This is a genomic window from Ancylomarina salipaludis (assembly GCF_004122035.1).
Classification (GTDB): domain Bacteria; phylum Bacteroidota; class Bacteroidia; order Bacteroidales; family Marinifilaceae; genus Ancylomarina; species Ancylomarina salipaludis.
Genome location: NZ_SAXA01000004.1, coordinates 147,588 through 167,856, shown reverse-complemented (window position 1 = coordinate 167,856; position 20,269 = coordinate 147,588). Strand labels below are relative to the sequence as shown.

The following is a 20,269-nucleotide window of genomic DNA, read 5'->3' as shown; positions in this document are numbered from 1 at the left end:
TATCCCATAAGATGAAAGCCTTAGATGCGTTTCATCATGGCTTCTATTTCCTTAATTTGAGCAGATAACATTTTTTGCTTATCCAGTTTCTTTGCTTCTTTTAAATAGTAGCTGGACAATTTCTTATTCCTTTGTGACAGATAGATACCCGACAAATTCAATTTCGCCACAGCCTGATCTGTTTTTAATCGAAGACCTGTATTTAATGCTTTCTTAAAGTGTTTCTCAGCTTTAGAGCTGTTATTGCTTTGTGCCTCAACCAAGCCTGACAGGTAGTAATAATAAGCTTCCTGGCTTTTTATCATTGCTTCCGGATGTTTTACTCTTGCCAATACTCCTGCAGCTTTTTCAAACTTATTTTTCCTAACAAAATAAAAAGCAAGCAGATTCTTTTCGTTCTTGAAATGAAGTAAAACAAACAAACCAGAAAGCAAAATTCCCCAAACGCCCAATCCAACTGAACCTTTAACAATCAGCACGATGCTTCCTACCAACAGGATTCCGGCAATAATCAGCCGCAAGTATTTTCTCACCATAATAGATATTTTAAAAATTTACTGTTACAAAACAAACCATTTTTTAATATAAACCAGCATATTTGGCCTGTATTTTTCCAATTATATTTAACGGTATCATTCAACACAATCAGGCATAAATAAACAAAATACCTGTATTTGCCTCTGTACAATCAACTTGACCTAAAAGGCAGACTGAGAGTTCGAACTTAGAAAGAAAACACTTCAAATAAAAAGCCTCTTTACACAAGCACTTGATCACAATTATCAACAAGTATATTGAGCAATAATTATTTTCCAAAAAAGAGAAAGTAACAGAAAATTATAGTCTTAATGTTATCTCCAGTTATTTCTCCTTTCTATTTACTAAATCGAACTATTTCATCTATCCTGAGACCTGTCTAACCTGTCCCGATGCTGTGTCTCTACTCAAATTCGGTGTGACTCACCTATCCAATCAGTATAACTCTTTCCCAAATCGAACTGTCTCATCTATCCAATCACTTTACTCTTGTCACCAGAGGGATGTCTATTCTTTAAAAACAGATACACTGATACATTAAATAACTTAAAGCTTTCATTCCAAAAAAAAAAAAGCTGTCCCACTCAGAACAGCCTCTCCGTATTTTAATATCACTAACTTGATTACTTACCGATACAGAAAATTAATTAGATAGTTGACCATCTTAAATTAACTCTTATTCAAATTTTGTAGATTTACAATTCCCTTAAATCAAATAACAAACTCAAACCAAAATTATGCACATCAGTAAAGAGAACCTTCTCGAAACTCACAACCGAATTAAACCATATATCCATCGCACTCCTATTTTAAGTTCAAACCTGATCAACGAAATTGCAGGCGCACAGCTCTATTTCAAATGTGAGAATTTTCAGAAAATGGGTGCGTTTAAAATGCGAGGGGCACTCAATGCCGTTCTGCAATTGAGCGATGAGCAAAAGAAATGTGGTGTAGCAACCCATTCGTCAGGGAATTTTGCCCAAGCACTGGCTTTGGCTGCAAAAATGCAGAATATTAAAGCCTATATTGTGATGCCGGAAAATGCACCTGAAGTGAAGAAAAAAGCGGTAAAAGGCTACGGTGGCAAAATCATCGAATGTGAAGCAAATCTTGAAGCCAGAGAAACGACCCTAAATAAAGTCGTTGAAGAAACAGGTGCGACATTCCTGCATCCCTACAACGACTATCAGGTGATTCAAGGACAAGGAACAGCTGCTATGGAACTGATTGAGGACTACGCTGATTTGGATTTTATCATTGCCCCTGTTGGTGGTGGCGGTTTACTTGCCGGAACAGCCTTGGCTGCCCGCCATTTTTCACCTAAAACCAAGGTGATCGCCGGTGAGCCTTTGGGTGCTGATGATGCCTGGCAATCGCTTGAAAAAGGAGAATTGATTCCACAAACCAATCCAAAAACCATTGCTGATGGGCTACTAACATCATTGGGGGACAAAACCTTTCCCCTTATTCAGGAGTTGGTTGAAAAAATCATCCGAGTAGAAGAAGACGAGATTGTTTCTGCCATGCGACTAATATGGGAACGAATGAAAATCATCGTTGAACCCTCAAGTGCTGTTGCTCTGGCTGCTGTTTTAAAAGAAAAGGACAAATTTAAAGGCAAAAAAATTGGCATCATACTATCCGGAGGGAATGTGGATTTGGGAAATTTGCCCTTTTGATCTCAATTACTTTATCTGGCTAAAAGAACATTTTAAAATGATGTAATAGGCCCAACGCTAAATTGAAAAGAAAATGACAAAACGAATCATATATCAAATTGACTCTTTTACAAAGGAACGATTTAAGGGAAATCCTGCAGGAGTTGTTTTAAATGCGGATGGCTTAAATGAAACGCAGATGCAAAATATTGCCAGAGAATTAAATAATTCAGAAACATCTTTTCTTTTTTCATCAAATGATAGCAGCCACGATGGGAAAATAAGATACTTCACTCCCCAAAAAGAAGTTCCAACATGCGGGCATGCAACCATTGCTGCCATGTATGCTAAAGCCATAAAAGAAAATCTGGATTCATGTATTTTAAACTATAAAACCCAGATTGGAATTCTCCCTTTTGAGATTATTAAAGACGAAGATGACTATCAGATAGCTATGACGCAGGGGAAATTTGAATTAAGCCCTGCTCTTGATCTGGGGAAAAGGCAAAAACTAATTACAGCACTTGGTCTTGAAACATCTGATTTAGATGATCGCTGCCCAATTCAAATTGCTTCAACAGGACACTCAAAAGTCATGATTGGAATTAAAAGCAGGAAAAAACTCAATGCACTAACTCCTAATCTTAACGACTTAGCAAACTTGAGCCAACTGATTGATTGCAACGGGTATTTTGTATTCACCTTCGATTCTGACGATCAGGATATCTTAACATATGGAAGAATGTTTGCCCCTGCAATTGGAATAGATGAAGACCCCGTAACAGGTAATGCAAACGGACCTTTAGGTGGCTATCTGGTAGAAAACAAAATTGTGGATTATAAAGGCGATATCTTTGAATTTAATGGAAGACAAGGAGAGCAGATTGACAGACTTGGGAAAGTCAATGTTAGGGTTAAAATTCAAGATAATAAAGCTTCCTTGATTCAAATTAAAGGTCATGCAACTGTCATTTTTAAAACAGAGATAGAGATATAAAAGTCACAAAAATCATATATATCAAAAACAGATCATATGGACCAAAACAAAATCAACAGAACTGATCTCTTAGCTATAGAAAGAACAAAATTGGCGAACGAACGGACATTTTTAGCCTATTTTAGAACGTTCATTGTTTTTTTGAGTTCGGGATTTGCTATCCTGAAAATTGACATTCTGCACAATCTAATCCTATTAGCCTATTTCTTTATTGTCATCGCATTTCTGGTCATGCTAATTGGAATTGTGCGTTTTTTCCATGTCAAAACAAAAATCAATAAATATTACAACTAAAAAACAAAGGACGGCTTTACAGGTAAACCTTCATCAAGAATAAAAAAGATCTAATAAAAATGATAAAAGTTGATTTTCATCCATCAGGCGAAGTTACAGAGGAATTGTTAAAATATGCCGTGATTGTCACAGCTGATAATAAGGGTAATTGGATTTTTGTTAGACACAAAGAACGGACGACATGGGAAATTCCCGGTGGCAGACATGAACCTAATGAAGAAATAATAAAAACAGCTGAAAGAGAATTAATTGAGGAAACCGGAGCGACTCGCTTTAGTTTAAAAGCCATATGCATCTATTCGGTTAGCATCGATTCCAATATAACTTATGGTCTTCTTGCTTATGCTGAGGTTCAGGAATTTGGCAAAACCTTAACTCTCGAAATAGCTGAGAAACGTGCTTTTGGTGAACTACCTACTGAACTGACTTACCCAATGATTCAACCCCTATTATTTGAGCATGCCATTAAAAACAAAATGGTAAAACAAAACAACCAAACTTGACCGATCCCCAAATATGTAGTATCTTCAGCTATTTGAATAAAAAAAGGCCTTGCTAAAAGTATTATTGAAAAATAAGTCTTAGGAATCCAAAAGAAACTTAGCAAGACCATCAGTAAATATGAAGAAAAACAGTACCAAACCAAGCGAAAGTCATCTTGTCCCCAAACAACTCACTCCCACCCGTCTGCAGGAATATGGTGTCGGAATTTTTAATGCTGCATTAACCAAATCTGCCTTAAAAAAAGCCTTAAAGAAAAAACAAATTACGGTTGATGGCCATATTGCAAGCACAGCTACTTTTATAAAAGGTGCGGAAACTATTAATATTTACGTTCCTGAAGCAGTTGGTCCTAAGAAAAAACTGATCCTCCCACTTGACGTATTGTTTGAAGATGATTATTTAGCCGTAATTCATAAACCTGCAGGTATACTCGTGAGCGGTAATCGGTTTAAAACCATCGCCAATGCCCTGATTCAGAATATCAAACCAAGCCAGCATCCTGATGCTGCAAGGCCCCAACCTGTTCACCGATTGGATTATGCAACCACTGGTATTCTATTAGTTGGTAAAACGAATAGTAGTATTCGTGCTCTCAACAAAATGTTCGAAAACAAAGAACTGAACAAAAACTACTATGCAATCACTATAGGCGAAATGGAATCAAAAGGAGAAATCATTTCAGAAATTGAGGGCAAAAAATCACAATCGAATTACACAGTCTGCCAATCCGTTATATCAGAAAGATTTGGCAAACTCAATCTGGTAGAATTGGAGCCCAAAACAGGACGAAGGCATCAATTGCGCATCCATCTGTCGAGCATTGGAAATCCAATATTAGGTGACAAAACATATGGAATTGAGAATTTAATTTTAAAGGGGAAAGGTTTGTATCTGCACGCCTATTCTTTAAAATTTACACATCCGTTTACAAATGAAAATTTACATCTGAAAGATGAACTTCCCCAAAGATTTAAAAAAATATTTGTTTAAATTAAAATCGTCGAAATGATTTCAAACACAAGTTCAGATGTATCCCTACCACAATAAAATAAAACAGCGAATAAAAAATAATGAACTGAAAGATTACGAGTATGTTGATCAATACAAATCGATCAGTCCCTGTTTGTTGTTACACTTTACCACTGAACCCAAAATCCGTCCGATTAGGGAACATCGCTTTAAAGAATACGAAGAAATTATCAATAAGCTTACAAAAAAATAAAGACAATTTATGGATTTTAATGCAATCCTATCTACTTTCCCGGGAAAAGAAGCCGCTGTACTTATAGCAAAAGAGATATCCCAAAAGCCAAAGTATATGAAAGAACTTTGGGAGTATGCCATGCGCTCAGAAAAAAACACATGGCGTGCCACCTGGTTAATGGATAAAGTTTATGATGAAGCCCCCGAATTGATTCGTCCCTATATTCCACATATGATAAAGCTTTTTCCCAATCTGGAGTGCCAAAGTAAGCAAAGACAACTTCTGAAACTAATCAGTAATGAACCGCTTCCTAAGACGATATCCGGCGATTTTATTAACCGCTGTTTCGATTTACTAATCGCTAATGCAACGCCTGTGGCTGTGCGTGTTTATGCCATGCAAATCCTCTTCAATTTTTCTCAGCAAGAACCCGATATCAAAAACGAATTGGCTCTGATTATTGAAGAACATATGACGGAAGGAACGGCTGGGTTTAAATCCAGAGGGAAACGCATTCTGAAAAAACTTCAAGCCTAATCAAGAAAATGTTTAATATCTGTTTTAAGTTGAAAAAAAGTCAGAGGCTTTGATACCAATTTTTGATCAGCTGAAATCAAAAACATATTGGGTGTTGAGACAATATTATATGCCTTGGCAAATTCAGATTTCAATCCCGCCTTATCACAGGCATTTATCCATGTGTAATTGTTCTCTTCAACAAAATTTCCCCAATCCATAATATTGTGATCAATCGAAAAGGCTACAACTTCCAAACCCTTTTCCTGATAACTGTGATACAAATCGTTTATTCGTATCAACAAATCAAGAGATTCTTCACAATGAGCCGACCATACAATCAAAAGTGTCAGATCACTATTAACCTTTGAAAAAGATTCCAGATTGATATTCAAACAATTGCTTAAGATAAAATCAGGTACTTTTGCTCCTTTAGTAAAGCTTTTGTCATTTTCAACCCGATCTCTCATGCTTTTACTTGCCAAAACATATTCGCAGCTATTAGCCAACTTATAAGTTTTAACAACCTCTTCATATAATTTGGGATCCGTTTTAAAGGGGAATCTATTCAAGAGGTAATTTACCAAACATTCCTGCGCATGCTTATTCACTTCCGACAGCCAAAAAACCTGTTGAATCGCTGATTCGATCTCTTTTGATTCCTTGCTTTGAATTAAAGCTTTCATTTGCTTTGAATCAAAAAAACGTTCCAATTTGTCGTAAAAACATGGTGATCCTACAACTATGCTATCTGCAAAATCGAAATATTCAAAAAACTGATCGATAAATGGTCTTAATTTTATTTTCTGATCCAGATCCTGAAGTCTGTCTGCATTAGTTAGAGCAAGTTGTAAAGACCAATCATTCGCTCTTCTCGACCACAGATCTTTTATAAGATTCTCGTTTTCTTTTTGCAGATCTTTATAGGTCTTTTCTACTTCTTTCTGATCAGTAAGATTGGCCGACCTATACATTTGTGCTAATCTTTCTGCCTCAGCCTGATAATAATCAAACTCAGATAAATAGTATTGTACCTGGTTATTCTTATCCTCTTGATCAAAAACAAACTCATTTTCAGCAAAATTGCCTTTTATCTCAAAGGACAGATTCGGACGTATCATTCTAAAATCGATGAAATGCCCCTTTCCATCAGATAAGCGGTAAAGATTAGGTTTCCCCTCCCATTTAAAAAGAAGAATACCAAAAGCTTTTACACGGGAACTATCAATAGTCACAATGCCCATTTCATCTCCCGTTTGTAGATAAAACTGTTCGGAAATATGATTCTCAACTTTTACAGACAAAGTCATCTGCTGTTGAGAAAAGACATTCAGGCTAATCAGAAGAAAAATAAAACTTAAAAATTTCATAGAATAATAAGGCGTCGCTTTGGCTTAAAGTGTAATTAATTTAAAATCAAAATGTATTATTAGTCGAACTGCTTGGCTTCTTCCCAAATCACATCCATTTCCTCTAAACTCATTTCCTTTAGATTACGGCCCTGACTGATGGTTTGACTCTCTAAATAATTGAATCGTTTTATAAATTTACTATTTGTTCGTTCTAAAGCATTTTCCGGATTCACCCCATACAAACGAGCCGTATTGATGAGTGAAAAGAACAGATCACCAAATTCCTGCTCAATCTTATCCTGATTACCAGCCTTAATTTCAACCTCAAGTTCCGAAATCTCTTCCTTCACCTTATCCCATACCTGTTCTTTTTCTTCCCAATCAAAACCAACACCTCTGACTTTATCCTGAATACGATTGGCCTTTACCATTGCAGGTAACGATTGTGGAACACCTTCTAAAACCGTTCCGTTACCGCCTTTTTCCTTTAGTTTTAATTGTTCCCAGTTCTCTTCCACCTCGCGGGCATCGGCAACCTGCACATCTGAAAAAATATGTGGATGGCGATAAATCAACTTCTCACTAATGCCTTTACATACATCAGCAATATTGAAATCATTAGTCTCTGATCCAATTTTGGCATAAAAAACAATATGCAACAGCAAGTCACCCAACTCCTTCTTAATCTCCTGCTTATCATCTTTTAAAATGGCATCAGCCAATTCGTAAGTCTCCTCAATGGTTAATGTTCGCAGGCTTTCCAGCGTTTGTTTTTTATCCCAGGGGCATTTCAAACGCAGTTCATCCATAATATGTAGTAGCTCTTCAAAAGCTTTTAAATTCTCATTCATTCTTTCTAGTTTTATAACATTCTGTTATTTCTATCTCTCCAGACTCCAGGCCTCAGGTTTTGCGGCAAACCATTGTTTCACCTGTGTCCAGTTCCCTCTAAAAAAATCTGATTCTCTGTATTTATTCAGAGCATCTTCTGACTGCCAATGACTATGAGAGAAAAAAAGATTCTTATTATTCACATCCTGCAAAATTTCAAGAAAAGAGCAACCTTCAAAAGCCACAATTTCTTCTTTCTCCCCTGCTGTCAATGCCTTGAAATCAGCAATGTGCTGATTTTGTATTTCTAATTTAACAAATCTAACGATCATGAAATTTAACTCTAATATCTGAATTTGTATCTATCTGCAATAATTTAGACAGCTCCCCTTTATTCATTGCGATCTCCAGCATGCCCGCCGAATTAAATATTGCCAGAATATCACCCTCAGGCACATCGCTGTAACGCTGACTTATTTTCGTGATTAAATGTTGGTTACTCTGAACCAGTATTTCAAAATCACGGCCTTCCAAACTTGAATAAAAACGATCTTTTGAAATATTTACAACTGCATTGCTATATGAGTCTATATAAATCACCTTCCCTGTCATCGTATCTTGCTGAATCAATGCCCGAATAGGAACCATATTATAAAGCGTTTTGGTCTTTTTACCCAACTTAGATAATGGTTTCTTATTATAAAGATGAGCCGCAGCAGGAGCAAAAATGGCCAATTCCGGAAAATTCAAAAGATGAATATCTGTCACATCAGCCTTTAATTGAATAATTTCATCCGGCAAATCTCTAAACATTAAATTAAAAATGCCATTATCCGTTCCAATAAAATAATGCCCATTATTCTTCACCACCACATGTGGCTGCTCAGCTCCTTCTTCTGAATTGACTGTAATAATATGAATACTACCTTCCGGATAATAATGATAGGCATTTTTTACAATGAAAGCAGCCTGTGAAATATTATATAATTCGATATTCTGACCTAAATCAACAATTTGAACCCCCTCACAAAGCGACAACAAACGTCCTTTTAATGCACCCAAATAATAATCGCGATCATTCCAGTCGCTGCATATCGTAATAACTCCCATGAATAAAACCCTTTTCTTAAAGCTTCGTTTTTCATTCCATGAATAAACAGTGCCTGCTTATCAGTCAGGAATTTAAAGAAAGCCTACAAATGCTAATGGATAAAATCTGATTCAATCGAAAAAAAATAACTAATTTGTAAGCTCAAAAGTAATAAATATCGAACAAAATTTATGATAGAAAGAATAATATCTATAGGCTCAATCGATCCGCTGGACTTTTATGGTATAAACAATAGTAAACTTGATATACTTAAAGAATTATTTCCCAAACTACAGATTGTAGGAAGAGGAAATGAACTTATTGTAAAAGGTGAAATCAAAACTCTGAACCTGTTTGAAAACAAAATTAATCTCATCCTCCAGCATTACAACCAGTATAATGTTTTAACAGCTGCAAATCTAAAACGAATTGTACTCGAAAACACTAAAGAAATTGAAAATCCTGATGATCCTAAAAACCTGATTCTTTTTGGGAATAATGGTAAGATAATCCGTTCCAGAACACCCAACCAACGAAAATTGGTTGAAAAATCGAAAAAGAACGATATGGTTTTTGCTATTGGTCCAGCAGGGTCCGGAAAAACCTATACAGCAGTTGCTATAGCCGTAAAGGCTCTTCGCAACAACGAAGTCAAACGAATTATCCTTAGTCGTCCAGCTGTAGAAGCAGGAGAAAATCTGGGCTTTCTTCCTGGTGATTTAAAAGAAAAGATTGATCCCTATTTGCAACCCCTCTATGATGCTCTTCTGGATATGATCCCCCCCAGAAAGCTGGCTGGCTATTTGGAAGCTGAAGTCATTCAGATTGCCCCACTGGCCTATATGCGCGGGCGAACGCTCAATGATGCTTTTGTGATATTGGATGAAGCACAAAACACAACCAGTAAACAGCTTAAGATGTTTCTGACACGAATGGGAACAAGTGGAAAATTCATGATTACAGGTGATATTACCCAAATTGATTTACCTAAAAAGCAACAATCGGGCTTGGTACAAGCTTTCCATATTTTAAAGGGTATCAAAGGCATTGCTATGGTCGAGTTTGATAAGTCAGACATTGTCAGACATCCCTTGGTTAAGAAAATTGTAAGTGCCTACGAAATTGATGAAGAAAACGAAGCAAAAAAGTGGAAAAAAGAGGAATAAATCTTTTAAATTTGCAAGCAAAGGAGCAAGCGCACCTATTTAATTAAAAAATTACCATTTTATTAAATTATAAATCAATCTGTAAAGATGAACGAAGCAATTGTAAAAACAGATTTCAACTTTCCAAATCAAAAGAATTTATACGTAGGAAAAGTTCGTGACGTATATAATATCAACGATGAGTACCTTGCCATGGTTGTGTCTGATAGAATTTCAGCATTTGATGTGGTTCTACCCAAAGGCATTCCTTTTAAAGGACAGGTTTTAAATCAAATTGCGGCCAAGTTTCTGGATGCAACTGCTGATATTGTGCCTAACTGGAAGATCGCAACTCCGGATCCAATGGTAACAGTTGGACACCTTGCAGAGCCTTTCATGGTTGAAATGGTGATTCGCGGCTACTTAACCGGTCATGCCTGGAGAGAATATAAATCAGGAAAACGTTCCCTTTGTGGTGTACCACTTCCTGAAGGTATGGTTGAGAATCAAAAATTTGAGAAACCTATCATCACACCTACAACTAAAGCACATGAAGGCCACGACGAGGATATCTCAAGAGAAGATATTTTGGCTCAAGGAATCGTGAGTCAGGAAGATTACGAAAAACTTGAAGCCTATACCCATGCCCTTTTCCAAAGAGGTACTGAGATTGCTGCAGAGAAAGGCTTGATTTTGGTTGATACTAAATATGAATTTGGTAAAAAAGACGGTCAAATCTATCTAATTGATGAAATTCACACTCCAGATTCATCACGCTACTTTTATGCTGAAGGTTACCAGGAAAAAATTGACCGAAACGAACCTCAAAAACAACTTTCTAAAGAATTTGTTCGTGAATGGTTAATGGAAAATGGTTTCCAGGGTAAAGACGGGCAAGAAATCCCTGAAATGAACGAAGATCGTATCAAGCAAATCTCTGAACGTTATATAGAGCTTTATGAACAAATTATTGGCGAAAAATTTGTAAAAGCTGATACAACTAATATTAACACTCGAATTGAAAATGGAATTGCATCTTGTTTGAAAGAAATCTAATTCTTCAACAATAACAGTTTTATCAGGCTATTCTCTTTATTGAGAATAGCCTGTTTTCGTATGCGAATCATTATCGTCAATAGTAATTGGGTTTTATGTAAAAAAACACAAGCCGGTAATTAGGTTTAAAGAAAAACAAGCTTATATTTGTACTGACCAAATTTTAAACCCTTAACTAACTTAAATACCAATTAGCATAAACTTTTTATGCATTCGTCAATCTCAACATCTATGAAACGCCTCATTTTTCTATTTATTATTTTACTATCTACTTATCCAATTTTTGCTACTAAAACCACCAATACTGAAAAGTTTGGAGTTATAAATGGGTACATAAAAGACATGAAATCTAATGCATCAATCGAATATGCTACGGTCTCAGTATTTACACAGGATGATTCAAAATTAATCGATGGTACAATCACAAATAAAGACGGATTTTTCGAAATCAAAAAACTAAGAGCAGGAAACTATTATATCGAAGTATCTTTTATTGGTTATGAAAAAAAAATCGTTTCGGATATCGCCATCCGATCGTATAAACGAGAGAATAAACTCAATGACATAAAACTTGACCTTTCGACCAAAGCACTTCAAGAAATTGTTGTTAATTCAGATAAAGACGCAATAGATTATCAAATTGACAAAAAAATTGTACCTGTAAGTAACCAACTATCTGCTGAAGGTGGTACAGCTATAAATGTATTAGAAACTGTACCTTCGGTAAGTGTTGATGTGAATGGTAATGTTAGCCTAAGAGGGAGTACAGATTTTACAGTTTTGCTTGATGGCAGACCTAGCGTAAGAAGCGCTCAGGAAATATTAAGCCAAATTCCAACCAGTCAGATTGAGAATATTGAAATCATCACCAACCCTTCGGCAAAATATGAAGCTGAAGGTGGTGCTGGTATTATCAATATCATTAGTAAAAAAGTCAGTTTTAAAGGGGCCAGTGGTTTTCTAAACCTAAGTCCTGGAAGTCATGAAAATTTTGCCAGTACAGGTATGTTTAATTTTAAAAAGAAAAAGAGCAACTTTTACCTTGGGGCAAATTATAATGTTCGGGCTTATGGTGGGAAAAGAGAAAACTTCAAAACTATATTCTCTGGACCTCAATCGTATTTGAATGCTTTTGGTAAACTAGATTCTAAAGACAAGAGTCATAAGATATCTTCTGCGTATGATTTTGAGATCGATAGTCTAAATTTATTTAGCATCACTGCTGAAATTGGTCATTCCACAATGGATAAATTAGATAAGTTGACTTATGAAAAATATGAAACGCAAGACAATATCTTAATTGACAATAGTAAGGAAGCCACTAATGATGAATTGAATTATTATGTAGCAACCCTTACCTATCTTCGTAAATTCAATAAAAAAGGTCATCAACTTAATACTTTAATTGATTATTCTGGCAAAACATTTGACAAATCTATAACTAACGAGAACCAATCGGAAACTGAAAACAACACATATCTTTCATCTATTGAAGAAGATGCCAAAGGGATTGTAATTTCATCAGACTACACTCTGCCATTAGCTGGGAACGGAAAGTTTGAAGCGGGATACCAATACCTATCTTTCGACTTTAATAGAGATCGTTCGTTTGTGGAAAATACAAGTATAAAACCAAACTTTAGCAAACCATCTGATTATAAAAAAACAATACAAAGCTTGTATACGACCTATTCGGGGAAATTAAATAAAATTAGCTATCAAGTTGGATTAAGAGCTGAACATCTCAACAGAGAAATCAAATATGATGGTAACAAGTCTGATCTTAATCGTTGGGATCTATTCCCTTCATTTCACTCTCAAATGAGCATAAGTAAGGTCAGTAAAATATCCGCTAGCTATTCCAGACGTATCAATCGTCCTTCAAGCGGTCAACTAGAAGGATTTCAAATCTGGAATGATGTTTATAATAGAACAATTGGTAATCCTGAACTCAATCCTGAATTGACAAATTCATTTGAATTACAATACAATACAAAAATTGGAAAGCATAGCTTTTCATTGACATCTTATTACAGATCAAACGAGGATAAAATTGAACGAATTAAAACCCTTTCAGCAATTAACCCCGATGTGATCATCAGTAGTTATCAAAATGTAGGTACAGATCATGGTTTGGGGCTGGAAGCTTTCACAAACATATCAATTTCAAAATGGTGGCGTTACTTAATGTCAGTCGACTTTTCTCATTACAAAATTGATGGAGACTACACTGATAGTGCTGATTCAGGAAGCACTGAAAAACATAAATTTTCTACATCCAGCAACAATTGGAAAATAATAAGTGTTTCCAGATTCAAATTAAGTAAGCTGACTCAATTTGAGCTAAACTTAAAATATAATTCGAAAACAAAGTGGGCACAGGGAGAACAAGACGACTCCTTTGTAACAACAATGTCATTAAAACACAGTTTCTTCAAAAGAAAACTATCTGCAAGCTTTATTGTGACAGATGTCTTCAATACGGCTGATTTAAGCAAATCATATTACAATAATGATTACAGCTTGGTTAACAATTTCGATAGAGATGCTCCCACCTTTAAACTCAGTTTAAGTTATAAGATAAACAATTATAAAAGTGTCAAAAGAGTGAAAAGTACTGATATTGGCAACATGTAGAATTTTCTATCAAAAAAATATCATCTGTGAATTTGAAAGTCAATCAGGCTTCGGTTCACAGATTTTTTTTGCTTAATACTTTCCTGCCATAAGATAAATTTAAATTTCACGGGTTTAATATCTGTTATTTAGAAAATTCTTATTTGCTTTGTAGTGAGTAGACTGCAAACGGGTGCACATGCTCAGCTTACAACTTAAAAATCAAACTCTTTCATGGCATTTATTCAACACGACAAACTTTTCTCTGGCAAATGGTTTTATAATTATGTCCTGCTTGTGGCAGGGGCTCTTATTCTGGCTATGGGCTATGTCTTCTTTATTACACCCTATTTTATAGTCCCTGGAGGTGCTAACGGTATTGGAATTATCGTTCACAAACTTTCTATTGGTTTGTTTCCACACGGCCCCTTTAATGTTTTAGATGCTTCCGAATATTCAGGCTTTTTCTCCAATATCGCCTATCATTTTATGACATTTCAAAACGAAATGTTTCGTCAGTACGAGGGAGGTATACCAGTTGGCCTGACTGGTTTAATTATCAATATGGTTTTGGTTGTGGTAGGGATCAAAATATTGGGACCTCGTTTTGGATACAAAACCTTTTTCGGCTTTTTCCTTAGTGCATTGTTTATTGATCTTTTAACTAAATGGTGGGGGATCATCCCTTTAGTTGATGACGTTCTCCTATCCTGCGTGTTTGGGGGTATTTTTATTGGTTTTGGTTTTGGATTAATCTTGAAAGCCAAAGCCACCACTACAGGTACTGACGTCATTGGCATGAGCTTATCAAAATACACCAGCCTGCCTCTTGGACAAATGATTATTTACGTAGATTTGATTATCATACTATGCAGTTTATATGTCGAAATGGATTGGCAAATCCCCCTTTACTCTTTAATTGTTTTGTACATCTCAGGTCGGGTGATTGATATTACCATTCAAGGCTCAACATTTGAGAAAGCTTTATTTATCATCTCGGATAGAACCGAAGAAATTCGGGATAAAGTCGTGGTTGATATGAAACGAAGCGGCACCTATCTTAAAGGACAAGGCATGTATGACGGTGAAGACAAAAACATGATATTTATTGTAGTTAATCGCCGGGAATTGTCTATTCTAAAAGACTTTATTGAGCATATCGACCCCAAAGCTTTCATCACCGTTATGGAAACGAATGAGATTTTAGGTAAAGGTTTCAAATCGCTTACTGATACAATGGAATAACACAGCATTTCTTAAAAACAAAAAAGACCTTCATGTGAAGGTCTTTTTTGTTGTATAGCGATCTATAACTTAAGCCATATTGTGGAAAACATGTTGTACATCGTCATCCTCTTCCAATTTATCAAGCAATTTCTCTACATCAGCAATTTGTTCTTCGCTTAGCTCTTTAGTATCCATTGGAATACGCTCGAAACCGGAACTTAGGGGTGTAATACCACTTCCCTCAAGATAAGCCTGTATCTTACCAAACTCTTCGAATGGAGCATATAACATGATACCATCTTCCTCAGCAAATACATCTTCTACTCCCAAATCGATCACCTCAAGTTCTAATTCTTCAAGATCCTGACCTGTATTTTCGATTTTGAAATGACACTTATGCTCGAACATGAACTCAACACTGCCTGTTGTTCCAAGACTACCCTTTGTTTTAGAAAAATAGCTACGAACATTAGCAACCGTACGCATATGATTATCAGTAGCTGTTTCTACCAATACTGCAATACCATGTGGTGCATATCCTTCATAAACAATCTCTTTATAGTCTTTTTGGTCTTTTGAAGTCGCTTTCTTAATCGCACGCTCAACATTCTCCTTAGGCATGTTGGCCGCCTTAGCATTTTGGATTACTGCACGAAGACGAGAATTAGATACTGGATCAGGGCCACCTTCTTTAATAGCCATTACAATTTCTTTTCCTATTCGGGTAAAGGTCTTAGCCATTTTATCCCAACGCTTAAATTTGCGTGCTTTTCTAAATTCAAATGCTCTTCCCATGATTTATGATTATAATTTTGGGCAAATGTAATACTTGCCTTTTATTCTATAAAATTTTTCGAGGATTAATATCGCTGATCAAAAATCGCCACCTGTTGCAATTAAGTGTGAAAAACGATCAAACCTTCAGTATTTCAATTATTCCAGTCCTGAATTTGGCTCCTTAGCCATATGATTGTAAGTTAATTTCTCTAACAGAGAAGGAAACCATTTTTTCAACCAAACCGTAAATTTACCTTCTACAAAGGTAAGAATTAACTCACGTTTGCGTTTCACGACTGCTTTGGCAATATGTGCGGCACAAACTTCGGCTGTCATCATCTTAGCTTCGTCGCGCGGTGTTTCGCCCTGAGAGCTGCCATCAGCCGTTAAAGCTACGTTTCTAACATTCGAAGCAGTAAAGCCGGGAGCTGCCACCAAAACATGCACACCAGTCTTTAGGTTTTCAACCCGAAGTGTATCCAAAAATCCACGAATGGCATATTTCGAAGCTGAATAACCGGTACGACCAGGCAAACCCACATAACCGGCTATAGAAATAACCCCTACCACTGATCCTTTTGATTGCGTAATATAAGGCATAGCATACTTTGTACAATAAACAGTGCCCCAAAAATTGACATCCATCAGGTTTTTAAGAACGGAGAGCTCACAATCTTTAAACAGTGCACGCATCGAAATACCCGCATTATTAATTAGAACATCAATCCGTCCGAATTTAGCAACCGCTTCTGAAATCAAATTCTGACAGTCACTCTCTATGCTCACATCAGTTTTTACAGACAAAACTTCAGTCCCTTGTTCTGTTAAAGTCTTCTCAACCTCTTTTAGCTTTTCAATATTACGAGCGGCTAAAACCAATTTCGATCCGCGCGATGCAAATTCAAAAGCCAAAGCCTTCCCTATTCCGGATGATGCTCCAGTAACAAGAACAATTTTATCAATCATATACTTATTATTTCTTTTTTTATTGAAGTAATACCAGAAGATTCTTAAGCAATATTTAATTCACCTTCTTTTCAGAAGCACAAATTTAATTTTTTTAATCTTTATTATACAATTTCAGCCAAATTATAAGTTAAGACTCAGGAAATCGTGATTTCGACGCATTTTATGCTCAAAACGCTTAAATTAGTTAATATTCTATTCAATATTTTTCAAGCAAAATCGTCAGTTTATTCTATAACAAAGCTTTAGATAAAGCTAAAAAGGTTTTAACTTGCAGTAATCAAAATCAGATTTAATGCTCGATTTTAAATCTTATCATAAGGGCTAAATCAACCACAAAAAAAAATGCGCTTTTTTTTCAGTTTTTTTCCCTTCTGATATCATTTTACGAACCAGCGTTATAAGGGCACTTGCAGTGTTCCAACATTAAAATAACTGGGCATTACGAGCGTTTATGGTTTGCGTATTTAATTTAAAGGATCTATATTTGCAACGCTTTTGAAAACAAAGCTTCTTACTGATTCCTTAGCTCAGCTGGTAGAGCACAACACTTTTAATGTTGGGGTCCTGGGTTCGAACCCCAGAGGGATCACACAAAGACAAGCAAAAGTCTTTCGAATAAAATTAGCACGATTCCTTAGCTCAGCTGGTAGAGCACAACACTTTTAATGTTGGGGTCCTGGGTTCGAACCCCAGAGGGATCACTTAAAGACAAGCAAAAGTCTTTCGAATAAAATCAGCACGATTCCTTAGCTCAGCTGGTAGAGCACAACACTTTTAATGTTGGGGTCCTGGGTTCGAACCCCAGAGGGATCACTTTAAAGACAAGCAAAAGTCTTTCGAAATAAAATCAGCACGATTCCTTAGCTCAGCTGGTAGAGCACAACACTTTTAATGTTGGGGTCCTGGGTTCGAACCCCAGAGGGATCACTTAAAGACAAGCAAAAGTCTTTCGAATAAAATCAGCACGATTCCTTAGCTCAGCTGGTAGAGCACAACACTTTTAATGTTGGGGTCCTGGGTTCGAACCCCAGAGGGATCACTTTAAAACGAAGAGCTGCCAAAATATTGGCGGCTCTTTTTTTTGCACAAAATTTTCAAAACCCCTTCCCCTGCTTTTCCTCCTCCACTCGATTTTGTCTTTCAATTTTGGCTCTCTGCTTTCCCCATTTGAACTGGTAACTAGCCTGAAGACGAACAAAGAAGGTCGACACATGCACCTGCCCTTTTGTATTGGAATGGTAATCTGGTCCTGAACTTCTTACTGCCGAATAGGTAAAATCCTTTTTCAATGGAATGGTTGATGAGATTCCAAGTTTCAAACCACTTTTAAAGGACTGATTAAGCGAACACATGTAGATGGCATTATAGTAACGTCTGTTCTGCAAATCGTATGTGGGACTAATGTATTGAAAAGTACAAGAGGCAGAAAGTTCATTAGTCACGTTCACTCGCGATGAACAGCCAAATTCATACCCGGAACTGTTTTTCGCTGAAATATCCAATTGTCGCGCCAATGGATTCGGACGGTCAGACCGATGATACATTTTTAGGTAAGGCGTAATTCCAATGGATTTACCAAAACTAAGGGCTGCACTCAACTTTAATCCATATTCCTTTCTGTCTGCTAAATTGGCAATGTTATTCTCCAACAATTGTTCTTGATTGATAAAGGCATGGTTCTGTATCAAATCGTTTGAAATGCTGTGATACATTTGAACAGAAACATAACTCTTGCCTAGTGCGCTGGAATAATTCAAACTAATGCGATGATGTAAGGCTGGAATCAAATCGGGATTTCCACGTTTGATACTTACAGGATCGATTCGGGTAGCAATAGGCGATAATTGGTAAACATGTGGGCGAGTGATGCTTTTTCGATAATTGAATCGAAAACTCTGCTTCTTAGAAACTTGCCAAGTCAGTTGTAGGTTAGGCAGGAAGGAAATTTCATCTTTTTTCTCTCCCACATTTAAACCAGCGTAAGAATACTCACCTCGTAATCCAAGGCTGGCCTTCATTTTATTTTTTTTACCTGATAATGCCATGTATGCAGCATGTATATCCTCCTGGTAATTAAAATCTGTGGAATTGCGATCTTCCATATTTCGCAGTTGACTCTTCCATCCTGCATCCACTTTTAAATCTGATCCGACAGGAGACGTGTAATCCATACGAAAACCAACAAACTGATTCTGGGGTTTTATTCCATTAAGTTCCTTGTTTTCCTGATTTTCATACCAGATGGAATGCTCCCCTCGCAATCGAAAGTAATTTAAATCGAAAGCAATCTCTCTTCCTTTCCTGAGAAACAAATGTTTGTAATACATGGAATAATGCGACAAAATGTAGTCGTTTTTCTCTATCCTGGCACTTGTCTTTTTCAAATTGATCTGTCCATTGGTATTTCCCTCCATTTCTGCTCTCCCCTCAAAACTCTGATTCTCCGGACAAAGAAATGCATACAAACTAAACTGATTTCGTGAATCAAGATAATAATCGGCCCCCATATGGATATTGTGTTTCCAGTTTTTTTGCCTCAAATCCAGGGCCGAGTAAAAAGTGTGCAATCCATTTGAGGTATTTAGTATTTTGGTATTCTCTTCTGTATTGTCGAAATACCGTAGATTTCCGTTGTATGAAGTGTATAAATTCAATTTCTTATTGTTGAAATTCAACCCACAAGTTGGATCCAGGAATATTTCCTGCGTATTGGTCGGAATTTCAGAAAAAATATGTCCACTCATCCCCACCTCTCTTTCTTTTAGAATGACATGAATAACACCCGTAATACTCGCATCATATTTTGCTCCAGGATCTCGGATGATTTCCACTCTGTCAATCTGCCTGGCATCCAATTGCTCCAGGTATTGCTTATCACGCTCCTTTCCATCCACCAATATTTTAATATTCGAACTGCCTTCCAAACTGATATTCTTCATCAAATCTACCTGAACTCCCGGAAGCTGTGTTAGGATATCAACGCCCGAATTGGAGCTGTTATAGATTTTCTTATTCATAAAGAAACGTGTTCCGTTATCGATGGTCTTTGCTTTGATTCGCTCCCCCACCACTACAGCCTCTGCCATATGAAAATTTTCCTCACGTAAAGGAACAGTTCCCAAATTGAAATTATTCTTCTCACTAAGCCTGATGGGTAGCATGCATGTCTGGTAGCCTACAAAACTTATACGAAGTAGGTAATTCCCGTTTTCTACTTGGCCGATTTCAAAATAGCCATCCTGATTGCTTGTCGTTCCAGTTATTAAAGAGGTATCTCGCTGCTGATGCAAGGACACGGTAGCAAATGCAATCGGACTTTTATCCTTCTGGTCGCATACGACCCCATGCATTTTTTGTTTTCGTTCAGTAGCGTGCACTTTACATACTAGAAGAATAAAAGCTAACAAGACTAAGCTTTTTAAATTCATTCGATGGTAACAATTCATATTTCCTGACGGGTTTGTTTTTACAATTGATATTCATTGCAAAGTCAGTA

The 20,269-nt window shown here is 36.5% G+C and carries 18 protein-coding genes and 5 tRNA genes; 15 read left to right on the top strand and 8 right to left on the bottom strand.

Annotated features, from left to right (window positions below; all coding sequences use genetic code 11):
- Positions 1–20: 20 nt before the first annotated feature.
- Entirely contained in the window at positions 21–536 is a 516-nt protein-coding gene (locus EO244_RS06280; protein ID WP_129253801.1) for a tetratricopeptide repeat protein, read from the bottom strand.
- Between the two features lie 738 nt (positions 537–1,274).
- On the opposite strand from EO244_RS06280, the gene EO244_RS06275 reads away from it, so the two are divergent.
- The 6 genes from EO244_RS06275 to EO244_RS06245 all read left to right on the top strand — a co-directional run bounded on the left by EO244_RS06275 (position 1,275) and on the right by EO244_RS06245 (position 5,731).
- Entirely contained in the window at positions 1,275–2,216 is a 942-nt protein-coding gene (locus EO244_RS06275) for a pyridoxal-phosphate dependent enzyme (RefSeq protein ID WP_129253800.1), read from the top strand.
- A gap of 73 nt (positions 2,217–2,289) precedes the next feature.
- Entirely contained in the window at positions 2,290–3,192 is a 903-nt protein-coding gene (locus EO244_RS06270) for a PhzF family isomerase (protein ID WP_129253799.1), read from the top strand.
- Between the two features lie 36 nt (positions 3,193–3,228).
- Complete coding sequence (locus EO244_RS06265) at positions 3,229–3,486, top strand: DUF202 domain-containing protein (RefSeq protein ID WP_129253798.1); 258 nt, start codon at positions 3,229–3,231, stop codon at positions 3,484–3,486.
- Between the two features lie 59 nt (positions 3,487–3,545).
- Positions 3,546–3,989 carry an NUDIX hydrolase gene (locus EO244_RS06260; protein WP_129253797.1) on the top strand — a complete coding sequence of 148 codons (444 nt, stop codon included), beginning with the start codon at positions 3,546–3,548 and terminating at the stop codon, positions 3,987–3,989.
- Positions 3,990–4,107: 118 nt separating this feature from the next.
- A complete protein-coding gene (locus EO244_RS06255) occupies positions 4,108–4,980 on the top strand; it encodes an RluA family pseudouridine synthase (protein ID WP_129253796.1) in 873 nt (290 codons plus the stop codon).
- A 241-nt stretch (positions 4,981–5,221) separates the two neighbouring features.
- On the top strand, positions 5,222–5,731 hold the full coding sequence (locus EO244_RS06245; protein ID WP_129253794.1) for a hypothetical protein: 510 nt from the start codon (positions 5,222–5,224) through the stop codon (positions 5,729–5,731).
- On the opposite strand, the gene EO244_RS06240 is transcribed toward EO244_RS06245, so the two are convergent.
- From EO244_RS06240 to EO244_RS06225, 4 genes are read right to left on the bottom strand one after another with little or no spacing between them, the layout of a single operon-like run.
- Entirely contained in the window at positions 5,728–7,080 is a 1,353-nt protein-coding gene (locus EO244_RS06240; RefSeq protein WP_129253793.1) for a peroxiredoxin family protein, read from the bottom strand. The genes EO244_RS06245 and EO244_RS06240 overlap by 4 nt on opposite strands.
- A gap of 59 nt (positions 7,081–7,139) precedes the next feature.
- Positions 7,140–7,913 carry a nucleoside triphosphate pyrophosphohydrolase gene (gene mazG / locus EO244_RS06235; RefSeq protein WP_129253792.1) on the bottom strand — a complete coding sequence of 258 codons (774 nt, stop codon included), beginning with the start codon at positions 7,911–7,913 and terminating at the stop codon, positions 7,140–7,142.
- A gap of 30 nt (positions 7,914–7,943) precedes the next feature.
- Entirely contained in the window at positions 7,944–8,225 is a 282-nt protein-coding gene (locus tag EO244_RS06230) for a putative quinol monooxygenase (RefSeq protein ID WP_129253791.1), read from the bottom strand.
- On the bottom strand, positions 8,215–9,003 hold the full coding sequence (locus EO244_RS06225) for an SAM hydrolase/SAM-dependent halogenase family protein (protein WP_129253790.1): 789 nt from the start codon (positions 9,001–9,003) through the stop codon (positions 8,215–8,217). The genes EO244_RS06230 and EO244_RS06225 overlap by 11 nt, the downstream gene beginning before the upstream one ends.
- A 171-nt stretch (positions 9,004–9,174) precedes the next feature.
- Between EO244_RS06225 and EO244_RS06220 the strand changes: the two genes are divergently transcribed.
- The 4 genes from EO244_RS06220 (at position 9,175) to EO244_RS06205 (ending at position 15,045) form a co-directional block, all read left to right on the top strand.
- Positions 9,175–10,149, top strand: coding sequence for a PhoH family protein (locus tag EO244_RS06220; RefSeq protein ID WP_129253789.1), 975 nt, complete (start codon positions 9,175–9,177; stop codon positions 10,147–10,149).
- A gap of 87 nt (positions 10,150–10,236) precedes the next feature.
- Positions 10,237–11,184: a phosphoribosylaminoimidazolesuccinocarboxamide synthase gene (locus EO244_RS06215; protein ID WP_129253788.1), complete on the top strand. Its 948-nt coding sequence runs from the start codon at positions 10,237–10,239 to the stop codon at positions 11,182–11,184.
- A 231-nt stretch (positions 11,185–11,415) separates the two neighbouring features.
- Positions 11,416–13,821, top strand: a complete 2,406-nt coding sequence (locus EO244_RS06210; RefSeq protein WP_164977424.1) for an outer membrane beta-barrel family protein — start codon at positions 11,416–11,418, stop codon at positions 13,819–13,821.
- A 213-nt stretch (positions 13,822–14,034) separates the two neighbouring features.
- Entirely contained in the window at positions 14,035–15,045 is a 1,011-nt protein-coding gene (locus EO244_RS06205; RefSeq protein WP_129253786.1) for a YitT family protein, read from the top strand.
- 69 nt (positions 15,046–15,114) lie between these two features.
- Here the strand turns inward: EO244_RS06205 and EO244_RS06200 are convergent, their stop codons facing one another.
- Positions 15,115–15,822: a YebC/PmpR family DNA-binding transcriptional regulator gene (locus tag EO244_RS06200; RefSeq protein WP_129253785.1), complete on the bottom strand. Its 708-nt coding sequence runs from the start codon at positions 15,820–15,822 to the stop codon at positions 15,115–15,117.
- A 138-nt stretch (positions 15,823–15,960) separates the two neighbouring features.
- Complete coding sequence (locus EO244_RS06195; protein WP_129253784.1) at positions 15,961–16,770, bottom strand: SDR family oxidoreductase; 810 nt, start codon at positions 16,768–16,770, stop codon at positions 15,961–15,963.
- A 519-nt stretch (positions 16,771–17,289) separates the two neighbouring features.
- On the opposite strand from EO244_RS06195, the gene EO244_RS06190 reads away from it, so the two are divergent.
- From EO244_RS06190 to EO244_RS06170, 5 genes are all read left to right on the top strand, one after another.
- A tRNA-Lys gene (locus EO244_RS06190) sits at positions 17,290–17,362 on the top strand.
- Positions 17,363–17,401: 39 nt separating this feature from the next.
- Positions 17,402–17,474 (top strand) — tRNA-Lys (locus EO244_RS06185).
- Positions 17,475–17,513: 39 nt separating this feature from the next.
- Positions 17,514–17,586, top strand: a tRNA-Lys gene (locus EO244_RS06180).
- 41 nt (positions 17,587–17,627) lie between these two features.
- Positions 17,628–17,700: transfer RNA gene (locus EO244_RS06175), tRNA-Lys, on the top strand.
- Between the two features lie 39 nt (positions 17,701–17,739).
- A tRNA-Lys gene (locus EO244_RS06170) sits at positions 17,740–17,812 on the top strand.
- A 55-nt stretch (positions 17,813–17,867) separates the two neighbouring features.
- Here the strand turns inward: EO244_RS06170 and EO244_RS06165 are convergent.
- Entirely contained in the window at positions 17,868–20,201 is a 2,334-nt protein-coding gene (locus EO244_RS06165; protein WP_164977423.1) for a TonB-dependent receptor domain-containing protein, read from the bottom strand.
- Between the last annotated feature and the right edge of the window lie 68 nt (positions 20,202–20,269).